This window comes from Deinococcus misasensis DSM 22328 (genome assembly GCF_000745915.1).
Taxonomy (GTDB): domain Bacteria; phylum Deinococcota; class Deinococci; order Deinococcales; family Deinococcaceae; genus Deinococcus_C; species Deinococcus_C misasensis.
The window spans coordinates 1-12500 of record NZ_JQKG01000077.1 but is presented as its reverse complement, the minus strand read 5'-3'; the positions used below and the strand labels follow the sequence as shown (position 1 = coordinate 12500).

Annotated in this window: 13 protein-coding genes; 5 read left to right on the top strand and 8 right to left on the bottom strand. The window is 57.0% G+C overall.

The window, feature by feature from the left end; all coding sequences use genetic code 11:
• The 4 genes from Q371_RS22425 to Q371_RS22405 all read right to left on the bottom strand — a co-directional run.
• Nucleotides 1–252, bottom strand: a 252-nt coding sequence (locus Q371_RS22425; protein WP_034338899.1) for a transposase family protein, incomplete at its 3' end; no start/stop codon positions are given.
• 327 nt (nt 253–579) lie between these two features.
• Nucleotides 580–1923, bottom strand: coding sequence for an S-layer homology domain-containing protein (locus tag Q371_RS26245; protein ID WP_051965086.1), 1344 nt, complete (start codon nt 1921–1923; stop codon nt 580–582).
• A 269-nt stretch (nt 1924–2192) separates the two neighbouring features.
• Nucleotides 2193–2792 (bottom strand): IMPACT family protein, encoded by a 600-nt coding sequence (locus tag Q371_RS22410; protein WP_034344944.1) that lies wholly within the window; start codon nt 2790–2792, stop codon nt 2193–2195.
• 6 nt (nt 2793–2798) lie between these two features.
• Nucleotides 2799–3383, bottom strand: a complete 585-nt coding sequence (locus Q371_RS22405; protein WP_051965084.1) for an NUDIX domain-containing protein — start codon at nt 3381–3383, stop codon at nt 2799–2801.
• Here Q371_RS22405 and Q371_RS26240 point away from each other — a divergent pair.
• Both Q371_RS26240 and Q371_RS22395 read left to right on the top strand, forming a co-directional pair.
• The gene (locus tag Q371_RS26240) at nt 3382–4428 is read left to right on the top strand and encodes an N-acetylmuramoyl-L-alanine amidase family protein (protein WP_051965083.1); all 1047 of its coding nucleotides are present in this window, start codon (nt 3382–3384) and stop codon (nt 4426–4428) included. The two genes, Q371_RS22405 and Q371_RS26240, sit on opposite strands and share 2 nt — an antisense overlap.
• A 52-nt stretch (nt 4429–4480) precedes the next feature.
• Nucleotides 4481–5332, top strand: a complete 852-nt coding sequence (locus Q371_RS22395; protein WP_051965081.1) for a phosphatase PAP2 family protein — start codon at nt 4481–4483, stop codon at nt 5330–5332.
• A gap of 286 nt (nt 5333–5618) precedes the next feature.
• On the opposite strand, the gene Q371_RS22390 is transcribed toward Q371_RS22395, so the two are convergent.
• The 3 genes from Q371_RS22390 to Q371_RS22380 form a co-directional block, all read right to left on the bottom strand.
• Nucleotides 5619–6326: an amino acid ABC transporter permease gene (locus Q371_RS22390; RefSeq protein ID WP_245618420.1), complete on the bottom strand. Its 708-nt coding sequence runs from the start codon at nt 6324–6326 to the stop codon at nt 5619–5621.
• Nucleotides 6327–6341: 15 nt separating this feature from the next.
• On the bottom strand, nt 6342–7355 hold the full coding sequence (locus tag Q371_RS22385; RefSeq protein ID WP_034344941.1) for an alpha/beta hydrolase: 1014 nt from the start codon (nt 7353–7355) through the stop codon (nt 6342–6344).
• A 65-nt stretch (nt 7356–7420) separates the two neighbouring features.
• The gene (locus tag Q371_RS22380; RefSeq protein ID WP_034344938.1) at nt 7421–8737 is read right to left on the bottom strand and encodes a pyruvate carboxyltransferase; all 1317 of its coding nucleotides are present in this window, start codon (nt 8735–8737) and stop codon (nt 7421–7423) included.
• Between the two features lie 50 nt (nt 8738–8787).
• Here Q371_RS22380 and Q371_RS22375 point away from each other — a divergent pair, with 50 nt between their 5' ends.
• A complete protein-coding gene (locus Q371_RS22375; protein ID WP_034344936.1) occupies nt 8788–9981 on the top strand; it encodes a citrate synthase family protein in 1194 nt (397 codons plus the stop codon).
• Here the strand turns inward: Q371_RS22375 and Q371_RS22370 are convergent.
• A complete protein-coding gene (locus Q371_RS22370) occupies nt 9969–10919 on the bottom strand; it encodes a tRNA dihydrouridine synthase (protein WP_034344953.1) in 951 nt (316 codons plus the stop codon). The genes Q371_RS22375 and Q371_RS22370 overlap by 13 nt on opposite strands.
• 175 nt (nt 10920–11094) lie before the next feature.
• Here Q371_RS22370 and Q371_RS22365 point away from each other — a divergent pair, with 175 nt between their 5' ends.
• On the top strand, nt 11095–11568 hold the full coding sequence (locus Q371_RS22365; RefSeq protein ID WP_051965078.1) for a GNAT family N-acetyltransferase: 474 nt from the start codon (nt 11095–11097) through the stop codon (nt 11566–11568).
• Between the two features lie 48 nt (nt 11569–11616).
• A complete protein-coding gene (argB, locus tag Q371_RS22360) occupies nt 11617–12369 on the top strand; it encodes an acetylglutamate kinase (protein ID WP_034344947.1) in 753 nt (250 codons plus the stop codon).
• Nucleotides 12370–12500 lie beyond the last annotated feature (131 nt).

Here is a 12500-nt window from a genome sequence, read left to right as displayed (position 1 = left end):
GAGCCTGGCGAAGACCCGATTGAAGGTGTCATGGGAGGGTATACCGGTGTGGAGGTCCAGGAAGCTTGAGAGCCAATCCCGTTTGAGTTCCCCAAAATCCTCCATGTCATAGAAGCTGTCTGCATCGCTGAGCACAGCACACAGGGCAATGACGATCACGTTGATGAGGGGTTGATTGAGCCCTCGGTTTGTCCGGGGATCAGGGAGCTCAGAGAAGTGCTGGACTGCGAGTTTCAGTTGCTCGGGGTTCATGTCTTACCTTAACCCCTTCGCGACGTGCGTCACCCCTGGAGCCGAGAGCCGAGAGCCGAGAGCCGAGAGCCGAGAGCCGAGAGTATCATGCAATTCGTGGGAGAACGGGTCAAGGTCAAAGAATGTAAACACAGGGCATGCAAGGAGACCACAATTTGGTCTCCTGTTGTGAGCAAGAAGGCATGCCTTGCCCTCTAAGCCAAAGCATTCTGCTTCAGCATTGGCTGTTCTTGCCCTAGGCTCTCGGCCCTCGGCCTTTCCCAAAACCCAAAGAGCAGCAGGGTTACTCCTGCTGCTCTTTGGTGTTGAAGGTTCAGGTGCTCAGGTTCAGAAGCTGAACTTCACACCGATTCTGGATTTCACACCCAGATTGCCTGCTGCGTCCACGGTGTTGGTGGTCAGGTTGTACTGGGGATCAAACTCACCGAACAGGGCGATGCGTTCGTTGATGTCAAATTTGGCACCGACCACACCACCGATGTAGAAGTCCGATCCGGTTCCACTGCCATTTTGCAGGGGGGCCTGTTTCCAGCCTGCACCCAGACCCAGATAGGGGGTGAAGCGGGCACCGTTGTCAAATTCGGCGATCAGGTTGGCATTCACGTCCAGAGCCTGATTGCTGGGACGGTAGGAAGCCCCCAGACGCAGACCGGTGTTGCCGAACACGCGGTTCACGCCGATCATGCCACCAAATTCCAGACGGTCCTGAAAAGAAGTGCTTTCATTCAGGCTGGCAGAGCCTGTGAGTGCCACAGAGAACCTCGGGCTGTACACAGGTGCACTGACCGTGAAGTCGTTGTTGACAGGCTCTGTGGTGGTGTCAGGAGTGGTGCCGACAGGATCAGGAACGATGTCCACGTTGGGGGTGGTGGTCACAGTGCCACTGGTGCCGGGTTCACCCGCAGGACCCTGAGGGCCAGCAGGACCGGGTTCTCCAGCGGGACCCTGAGGACCCGTTTCACCAGCAGGACCCTGGGGACCTGTCTCACCAGCAGGACCAGCGGGACCCTGAGGACCTGTTTCACCGGCAGGACCCTGAGGGCCAGCAGGGCCGGGTTCTCCAGCAGGACCCTGGGCACCCGTTTCTCCAGCAGGACCGGCAGGACCTTGAGGACCAGCGGGACCCTGAGGACCTGTTTCACCGGCAGGACCCTGTGGACCAGCAGGACCTTGAGGGCCGGGGGTGGCTTGCACCGTGGCGATTTGCTCTCGGGCAGCAGCCAAGTCTTCCCGGGTGATGCGCAGTTCTTCGACCAGAGCTTCCACCTGCTCTTCCAGAGCGGCAATGCGGTCATCGCGGTCCTGATCGGCCTGTTCACCGGCTTCAAGGGTGGCTCGAATGGCATCAAATTCACCGGACAGCTCGTCCAGAGCGTTTTTGATCAGGGTGAGGCCCGCATCATCGACATTTTTCATGTTGGGGCTGTTCACCAGACGGTAGAGGATCAGGGCCATCTGGTAACGGGTCAGGTTTTCATTGCCCCGGAAGGTGCCATCTGGAAAACCTTCCACCAGACCGTTGGCCACGGCGTAACGCACGGCTTCTTCGGCCCAGTGGCCGGCTGGAACGTCACTGACGGTCACAGGGGCACTGGTGGTCGTGGTGTCTTGTGCAAATGCCATGGGTGCACTCAGAAGGATGGCGGCGGTCAAAATCAACCTTTTGCGCATGGTGTTTCCCCACTTTCTATAGACAATCTTGAAAAGTTTTGAAGTCCATGCCAGAGCAGGGCTTTCAGCCCCCGTCCATGGCACGTTCATCTGCCCATCACGCTAAGCATGCGGCATGATGTGTGCGTAAACAAACATTAAATCCGGGCCCTCACTCAGGGATTTTCATGCAGAGAACAAAATGTCCTGCAAAGAGAAAAATCCTGAATGAGGGTTTTAAACAAAGAGTAAAAGCGCCTGTTTTCTTCAGGGTTGACCTCACGGTCAATTCATGAGTGCACAGTCCAGCTTGCCTGCCCTCTGGAAGCGTCCCGAACTTGAATTTCCAGAGCCTCCACTTCAGAGGCCAGCAAGGTCAGGTGCAGGGTGAGGCCCTGATCGGTGTACTCATCTGAACGCTCAAACAGGGTGTAATTTTCCAGCAGGCGGTACATCACGTTTGCCAGTTCGAAAGGCACCTGAATGGAAAGCTGCACTCTGGGCAATTCCTGATGCTTTTCGGCCAACCGGAGGGCTTCTGCTGCCGTGCCTCCGTAAGCCCGTGCCAGCCCTCCAGCCCCGAGTTTGGTTCCGCCGTAATAGCGCACCACGGCCACCACTGTGTGGTCCAGTCCCTGTCCTTCGATGGCACGCAAGATGGGTTGTCCGGCAGTTCCTCCCGGCTCCCCATCGTCGTTGAAGCGGTATTGCTGCTCAATTTTGTAGGCCCAGCACACGTGGGTGGCTTCAGGGTGTTTCTGGCGGATGGCCTGCACAAATTGCAGGGCACTTTCAGGGGTGTCGGCTCTGGAGGCATACACCAGAAAATCCGAACCTTTGATGTCCTCCTGATGCTCTGTGGGGTGTTTCAGGGTGGTGAAGAGCACCATAAAAAATTACAGCAGGCCCCTCTGGACCAGCAAAGGACGGGCCTGATACAGGGCAATCACCGAATTGCCGTCCAGAATTTCTCCGGCATCCAGCATGCGGTAGACCTCTGGCAGGGGGGTGGGTTGCAGGGTGATGAACTCGGTTTCCTCCAGTTGGGGCTCTCCGAGGGTCACACCCAGAGCCAGAAAAGGATAAAAAATCGCTCCTGTGAAAGCCGGTTGCGGGAAGAAAGCAGGCAGGGGATGCCATTCTTCTGCGGTTCCGCCCACCTCTTCCAGCAGTTCCCGTTTGGCACACTCGAAGATGTCTTCGCCGGGTTCCACACTGCCTGCTGGAATTTCAATGATTTCACGGCGCAGGGGGTGACGGTACTGGCGGATCAAGGCCACCTGTCCATCTGAGGTGATGGGTAGCACGAACACCGCTGCCGCTCCCAGAGGGCGGTACACGTACTCAAACTGCATCCCACTGTGGGTTTCCACGTGGTCCACCAGAATCTGGCGGGGCCGTGGATGGATTTCTCGGGTCGAGTGGACTTGGTACTGTTCGACCAGGTCTTCATGAAAGTTGTCCCAGTTGCGATGACGCATGCTTTTAAGGTACTACGGAAAGGTGCAGCACCTCAGGCGTTTTTTCACGGTTTTGCTTTCTTCCCTCGTCCTCTCCAGTGCGCTTGCTCAGGGTGTGCTGCCTGTTCCCCGATTTGCCAAACGGGAAGGGTTCACAAGGGTGGTGCTGGATTTGCCCCCCAACACCCCTTATCTGGTCAGTTACCTGCCCGATGGGATCCAGATCCGCCTGACGGGCGTGCAGGCCGAAGCCCTCTCTGGCACCATCAACCCGCAGGATGTGCAGTCGTGGTCTTACCTTGCAGATCCAGAGGGGGTCACGGTGCGCTTCAAAACCCCTTTTCAGGTCACCGAGCAAAAAGGCCTGAAACTTTTGCCCCTCCCTCCCAGTGAGGAGAGCGCTTCGTTTCGTCTGGTGCTGGATTTCTCTGCAGCGATGTTGCGCATTGATCCCTTTTTGCCACCTCCGCTTGCCTTTTTTCCAACCAACAGCCAGATTGTGCTGGACCCCGGTCACGGGGGCAGCGATCCCGGTGCTGTGGGAGGGGTCATTGAAAAAGAAGTGACCCTGAAAATTGCCCTGTTGGTGCGCGATTACCTGTCTCAAGCTGGAGCCCTTGTGACCCTGACCCGGGACCGGGACGTGGACCTGAGCCCCATCAAAGACCGGGACTTGCGGGCCAGAGCAGCGATGGGCCGTCCGCCGCAGCAGTACTTTGTCAGCATCCATGTGAACAGCGACTCGGGTGGAAACGGAGCTGGCATCGAAACGTGGTATTACACCCCCCAGAGCCAAACTTTCGCACAGGCCCTGCAAAACCGCATGATTGAAATGACTGGGCACACCTCCAGAGGGGTCAAGAGGGCCCCTTTTGTGGTGATCAAAGAAACCTTTGTGCCTTCTGCTCTGGTGGAGGTGGGGTTTGCCAGCCACCTGTTGGACAGCGAAAACCTCAGGAACGATGTGCACTTGCAGCGCATTGCTTACGGCATCGCACAGGCCATTCGGGACCAGTATCCGGCTGTACCCATCAACCCCATCTTGCCTGTTCCGCCCATCCCTTGAGTTCTGGAAAACCTGAATTTCCAAAAACCACAAAATCAGTAGAATGTGAAACATGCAACTGATTGAGCAATTGCAAAGCATTTTTGGAGGTTTGCAGGGCTTTTGGCTGTTCATGACCAACTTTGGAAGCGACATGGCTTTCATTGCCCTGCTGGCCCTGTATTACTGGCTGGTGAATCCTGCTGGAGGCAGGCAACTCGGGGTGTGGTTCGGGATCAGTCTGCTGGTCAACACCCTGATCAAGGACACCCTGAATTACCCCCGTCCTTACGACCTCAAACCCGAGCTGGCCACCGAAGCCGCCAAAGCCACCGGCACCGGCCCCGGTCTGCCCAGCGGTCATGCCCAGATGAGCGCCACCATGTGGTGGATTGCTGCCACCCAAATCAAGAAAAGTTGGTTCTGGGTGCTGGCTGTGGTGGTGGTGGTTCTGGTTGGCCTGTCCCGCATGGTGCTGGGGGTGCACTTCCCTTCCGATGTGGTGGCAGGTTTGCTGCTGGGTGGCCTGTTCGTGCTGACCGCTGCTTTTGTGCAGGTGCCCGGTCTGAACACCATCGCCAGAGTGATCACCGGGATTGCCGGTCTGGGTCTGGCCTTGCTGCTTCCAGAGCTGGCCCTCAGTTTTGCTGTGCTGACTGGTGCTTTGATTTGCAGTGGCAAATACGAGTCCCCCAGAACCGCAGGAGGCAAAGCCCTGACCGCTCTGGTGGGCCTGCTTTTGGTTGCTGTGGTGTATGTGGGTCCCAAACTGGTGCTGTCCGATGAAATGGAACACAGCGCAGCAGGTGAATTCCTCAGGTACTTTGTTCTGGTGCTGACCGCTCTGGCAGCCGTTCCCAGAATCATGAAGTTCAAGCGTCTGACCGCAGAGCCTGTGACCACCGTGGATGGTGTGCGGGTTTAATTCCCTTCACCTCTGCTTGCCCCCTTGCCTTTCAGCAAGGGGTTTTCATTTCAGGTCATCCAGGGTAAATGCAAAGTCTGAAGTTTGACAGGCCGACTGAGAAAGCGGTTAGCGTTCAGCGAAAAGCCTACCCAAAAGCGTTTGCTTTCGAAAAGAGCAAGACCAAAAGGCAAAGCCCCATCAGGTTTTGCAGGCTCAAACGACTGGAAGAAGACTTTCCTTCTGGCTGACAGCTGACGGCTCTTTCTGTTTGCATCGCCCGAACAGCGACTTTGGATCTACCCTGTCAGATCACCCGGCGGTCCTGATTTTCGGCCTGCAACCCTCTGGTGTATTTGCGTTCCAGAAAGCGAATGAGACGGGTCAAACTGAAGGTGATCAAGAAGTAGACCACCGCCAGCACCGCATAAGTTTCAAACTGCCGGTAGGTGGCCCCGATGATCAGGCTCCCCTGCCGGAACAGTTCGGTGATGGTGACCGCAGAAGCCAGACTGCTGCCCAGAATCAGGGAAATGAATTCGTTTCCCAGAGCAGGCAAAATGAACATCATGGCTTGTGGCAGGATCACCGATTGCAGGGTCTGGAGGTTGCTGAGGCCCAGACTGCGCGCCGCTTCGATCTGACCTCTGGGAATGCTTTGCAGGCCGCCCCGGATGATCTCGGAGACATAGGCCGCCGAGTACAGACCCAGAGCCAGCACGGCAGCAGGAAAAGCATCCAGATAAATCCCGAGGGCAGGAAGTCCGTAATACACCACGCTGAGCTGCACAATCAGGGGAATGCCCCGCACAAAAGTCACGTAAGCATGCCCGAGTTGTGACAGCACTGGAACCCTCCAGAGCCTGAGCACCGCAATCAGCCCCCCTGCAACCAGTCCCACCCCAAGGGCACTGAGGCTGATTTGCAGGGTCATGACCGTGGCCGTCCACAGGAGTCTGGGGCGGTCTCCTTCAAAAACCGTTTTGAAGCCTTCCAGCACTTCGGCAATGTTCACTGAGGCACCACTTGTTCACACACCCAGAATGTAAAGCATCGCCTCTGGGATGGCGTTGCGCCACGTCACCCAGTTGTGACCGCTCTGGTGCTCGCGGTACTGGTGCCGGATGCCCAGTTCATGCATCAGGGAGGCCATTTTGCGGTTCACCGGACACAGCCATTCGATGGTTCCGGTGTCCAGCGAAACCCTCAGGTGCTCTGGTGGGTTGAGTTTCAGATGATCAAGGAGCCAAGGGTGGGCCTCGTAAGCATCAAAATCCACCCTTCCCGGTTCGGCCAGAAACGCCCCCGAGTGGGCCACCACATGCCGGAAGACCTCGGGGTGCTGGCTGGCGGTATACAGGCTGATCAGACCACCCAGAGAAGCCCCCCACATGCCTCTTCCCTCTGGATCGGTTCGCACGGCATAGGTGGACTCGATGAGGGGCATCACTTCGGTTTTCAGGAAGTCAAAGTACCGGTCGTTCAGGTAGTACTCGACGGTGCGGTCGTTGGGTTCCAGAAACACGAACACCGCAGGTTGAATCTGCCCGGCAGCAATCAATTGATCGGCAATTTCACCCAGTCTGCCGGTTCGGAAGAAAGCCACCCCATCCTGCACGTAAAACACCGGATACTGCTTTGCAGCGTCATAACCGGGAGGGGTGTACACATAAGCCCGACGGGTTCCAGAGAACACCTGACCCTCCCAAACGTGGCGGTGAACCACGCCCGCGGGAACGTCTTTCTTGCTGTTCATCATCTTCAGGACCCGGTGCAATTCGTAGGTGCCGACCTGCACGGCTCTGGGGTAATTCCACCACGGGTTGAGGCTTTTCTGGGGGTTGTCGGGGTCAGCAAAGGGTTTGCCGTCTTCACCGATCCATGCGTATTCAATCCAGCTGTTTCTGGGAAATTCCAGTTCGATGGGTGCGCCCGAGAGCGGCACGGCATCGCTGCGGTGCCAGTCGGTGAAATCTCCTGTGAGGGCCACAGCACCCTCCGGGGGAAAGAAACGGACTTTTTGACCATGCACTTCAAACGCCATAAAGGGTAGTTTATCAGTGCTCAGCGATCAACAATCCATCTCGAATGGCTTTTCAGGTTCTTTTTTCAGGTTCTGGTGGCCGCTCTGGGCTGCACATCCAGATGGTCCTGCAATTCTTCCCACTCGATGGCGGTCTGGCGTCCCGAGTCAAATTCCTGATTCACCCACGCAGCCAGTTTCAGCAAGGCCGGATCATGTTTGGAAAGTTCGACCTTCAGGTGCTGCCGGATCACAAAAACCAGTCCTGCCAGACCGGATTCTCGGGTGATGGAGACCTCCAGAGGGCGTCCAAGCAGGCCGGGCACATCAAATGGGGCGTACATCCACCAGAATTTGTTGAGGCCATCGGCGTGGATGCCTGCCCGTGTGCGGTGGGCATCTTTGCCATACAAAGGGTATTTGGGTGGGATGCCCTGCCCCATCTGTTCGTACAGGTCCACCAGCGCATTCAAAGCTTTGAAGTCTGGTGATTGTTCCAGACAACCCATCCCGAGCAGGTGCAACAAAATGCCTTCCAGAGGAGCATTTCCAGTGCGTTCCCCTTTGCCCAGCAGGGTGCCGTTGATGGCTGCACAGCCTGCCTGAACGGCTGCCAGAGCATTCGCAACCGCCAGATGGGTGTCGTTGTGAGGATGGAATTCCAGTTGCTCTGGCTGCACCCCCAGTTCACGGATGCCCTGAATCAGGCGGGGCACCGACCTCGGGGCAGGCACCTGTTCCAGAGGCAAGCCCAGACCCATGGTGTCACACACCCGGAATTTGGGTTGGATGCCGTAAGGCTCGGCTTTTTTCAGGACCTCCTCTGTAAAATGCTGAATGAAAGAGAGGTCGGCTCTGGTGGCATCCTCAAGGTGCAATCTGGGCCGGATGCCTGCGTCCAGCACCCTCTCCACAGCGTCCAGATAGGTCTTCAAAGCTGCATTTCTGCCTGCTGGACTGAATTTGTGGAAGGTGTGGTAATCGGAAATCGAAGCCAGCATGCCGGTTTCCCGAATGCCCAGAGACTCCAGCAAATCCACGTCTTTTTTGCTGGCCCGAATCCACGTGGTCGGTTCGATGGGAGCGCCAGACTGGTGACGCTCCAGAGCCCCTTGCAGCATCTGCAGATCTGCTTTGCGGTACACAAAAAACTCGGCTTGCCGGATGGCTTTGCTCTGTCCGGTGAACAGGCACATCAGGTCGTAAATCTGCAGGCCCTGTTCCACCGTCAAGGGCAGGCCCCCTTGCTGTCCATCCCGGTGGGTGGTTTCGGTGGTCCACACCTCCTGCGGAAGGCCAGAGGGTTTTTCGGTCCACAGGTACTGCGGAAAACGGTCTGTTGGAAACACTGCTGGGAAGTACTCGGGCTGTTCCATGTTTTCAAGGTAGATGCATCGATACATGTTGTCAATCTTGATTTATCAATCAATGTTTCATGCAGTAGAATCATGGCATGTCCAGCACCCTCACCGCTGAAGAAGCCGCCAGACTGCTTGGGATTTCCAGAGCCACCCTGTACAGTTACGTGTCCAGAGGCATGTTGCGCTCCGTCGAACAGGCCAGCAACACCCGCGAAAAACGCTACCTCAAAGAGGACATCGACAAACTGCTGACCCAGAAAGAACAGCGCAAAAATCCAGCAGAAGTGGTGCGCAGTGCCCTGCATTTTGGAACCCCCATGCTGGACACCAGCATTTCTTTGCTGCGGGAAGGCCAGTTGTTTTATCGGGGTCAGGAGGTGGTCCATCTGGCCCAGAACCACACTTTTGAAGAGGTCATGGGTCTGCTCTGGACAGGTGAACTTGCCCCCTTGCCAGAGGTCACCCCTCTGAAGTTGCCCGATGGATTTGCAGAAAACACCCGCCACCTGAAGGTGCTGCCCCAGTACCAGAGGGCCTTGCTGGAGGCACAGGCACAGGATCTGGGCGCACTGAACCTGAAAACCCCCAGCCTGCTCAAAACCGGACAGAAAGCCCTCGGGGTGCTGGCACAGACCACCACAGGTTGGGCATCACAGGCGGCCCTGTCCGTGCAGCTCTGTTTGCACTGGACCCACGGCCTTGAAAACCAGCGTCTTGTTGATCAGGCCCTGATCCTGTGCGCCGAACACGAACTCAACATTTCGGCGTTCTCGGTGCGCTGTGCGGTTTCTGCGTCCAGCGACCTGTATGCAGCCCTGATTGCTGGACTTTCGGCGTTGCAGGGTCGCAAGCATGGTGGGATGGTGCCTGCGGTGGACCGTTTGTTGCAAGAGGGTCTCCACTCGGGGGTCAAACCTGCCCTGCACCACCTGCTGTCTGAAAAAACCGGGCTTCCGGGCTTTTCCCACCCGCTCTACCCTCAGGGCGATCCCAGAGCCCGTTTCCTGTGGGAAAGGCTGCAAGCGGCCCCTCTGGACCCCCAACTCAGGGCAGTGTCCACCGAACTGCAAGAAACCGTCTGGCAAGAACTGGAAGAACATCCCAACATTGACTTTGCGCTGGCGGTTCTGGCAAGGCATCTGGGCCATCCCGTAAAAGCAGGCATGACCCTGTTTGCGCTGGGACGCACCGCAGGATGGGTGGCCCATGCCATTGAACAGCATCAAGACGGACGCCTGATCCGACCCAGAGCAAATTACGTGGGCTTGCCTGTTCAGTCGGACTGAAGGATCTGATTTGCTGCGTTTTGCACATCCTGCACAGATTCCACCTGTTGCAAGACAGGTTTGAACTGGGGGTGCTCTGGGAAATACTGCCAGAGCACTTTCCTGAGTTGACGGATGCCTGCAAATTCGCCGTACCACTGGGCATTCAGGGTGGCATGCTGCAAGGCAAGATCTGCCCTTTCCTGCAAGGTGGGTTCTGCTTTGCCTTGCACCAGACCAAAAATCCACGGATTGCCCACCGCACCCCGTCCGATCATCACCCCGGACACCCCGAGCTTCATGCGGTCATGGAAGTCCTGCACGGTTTTGACATCACCAGAGCCAATCACCGGGATGGACAGGGCATGGGCCACTTCTGCAATGGTCTCCCAGTCGGCATGGCCTTCATACCTCTGGGCACTGGTCCGGCCATGCACCGTGATCAGGTCTGCCCCGGCCTCCTGAAGTCCCAGAGCAATTTCAAGGGCCTGATTGCTGTCCCAGCCAATGCGCATTTTGGCACTGATGGGCACCTTTGCCACCCTTTTCATGGCCGAGACCAGCGAAAAGGCCACCTCAGGGGTTTGCAAGAGGCAGGCCCCTCCCCTGCCTTTCATTTTGGGCACCGGACAACCCATGTTCAGGTCAATGGCCCGGGGTTGGTATTCGGCCTCAATTTTGATGGTGGCTTCGGCCAGAACCTCTGGATCTGCCCCGAAAAGCTGCAACACCAGATCTTCTTCACCGGGATAAGGCATGCCCAGAGCGAGGGTGCGCTCTCCCCCTTCCAGCACACCCTGTGCACTCATCATTTCACTGACCGTCCATGCAGCCCCACAAGACCGTGCAAGTTTTCGGAAAGGTGCGTCGGTGTATCCTGCCATTGGAGCAAGCATTCCACGTGAAGATTCAAGACGGTGTGCATAAAAATGCAGATCTCTGGAATTTTTTGTTAACATGCCTGAGGCCTCTTGCAACGCAGTCATCTGCAACAGGATGCCACACACGGGTGAGATTGTGTTGTGAACCCTTTCCTGCAGTGCTTTTTGGCACATCAAACTTGCAATGGGATGGGACTCAAGGGAACGGGACGGAACAAATGGTCATATACTGTAGGTGCGGTAGGAGGTCCATGTGCTGACATTTAGAGAAGTCACTCCCCAGGACGCAGAACTGGTCCATCATCTGTATCTGGCTTCTCCGCATTACTTCGGTTTGATCGGAACCCACATCCCCAACCTCACCGAGGTGGAACGTGAAGTGTATCTGGCCACCCTCGACCCCAGACGGACCCTTGTCTTTTTATGCAGTGGGCAAGACCAAATTGGTTATCTGGACTACAAGATGGACTACCCCAACCCCGGAGATGTCACCATCAACCTGCTTCTGCTTACTGAAAAGAACCAGAGCAAAGGTTACGGTCGGGATGCCGTGCGCACCCTTGAAGAACAACTCAAGCGCACCAACCGGGTGAAACGCATCCTGGCCAGCGTTTACGGCCAGAACCCTCAAGCGGTGCGTTTCTGGAAAAACCTCGGGTACTCTTTTGCCATCGATGCCCGTCCCATCATGGAATGGTACGCCAAGCCTCTGGAAGTGACCGCCTAGGTTTGCTTGCAGGGTCAACAACACATTGAATTTCAGGAAGGTCTGGACATGTTTGTCATCAAATACGGCGGCAACGCCATGAAATCTCTGGAACTCCGCAGGGCCATCACGCAAGAAATCAGCCACCTCCGGGCACAGCATCAGGTGGTGATTGTGCACGGTGGAGGCCCCGTCATCGAACAGAACCTCAAAGCCCGCAACATCCCCAGCGAATTCAAACGGGGCCTCCGGGTCACCACCCCAGAGGTGATGGATGTCACCGAACAGGCGCTCACCCGACTGTCCAAAGAACTGGCACAGGACCTCGGGCAAGCCATCGGCTTGAGTGGCCGTGACATGCAACTGCTGCTTGGAGACACCGTCGCAGAGGACCTCGGGCGGGTGGGCCTGATTCACACCGTCAACACCGACCTGTTGCGCCAACTGCTCAGCATCGGAATCACCCCTGTGATCGCCTGCGTGGGCACCGATCAAAACGGTGAACCCCTCAACGTGAATGCAGACTGGGCTGCAGGTGCCGTGGCCGGAGCCCTGAACGCCCCCATCATCTACCTCACCGATGTGGATGGGGTGTACACCCGTTACCCGGACCCAGAGAGCCTCGCGCCAGAGCTCACCCGTGCCCAGATCCAGCAAGGCATTCAGGAAGGCTGGATTGCCGGAGGCATGATCCCCAAAGTGGAAGCTGCACTGCACAGTCTGGAAAAAGGTGCACCCAGTGCCACCATCACCTCTGGAATGCGCTCAGGGGTGCTGGAGCAGGCTGTGGCAGGCCAGAGCGGGACGAGGATTGTTCCTTGAGCGCAAACTGTAGCGGCTGAGCGGGCCTCGCCCAGAAGCCGAGAGCCGAGAGCCGAGAGCCGAGAGCCGAGAGCCGAGAGCCGAGAGCCGAGAGCCGAGAGCCGAGAGCCGAGAGCCGAGAGCCGAGAGCC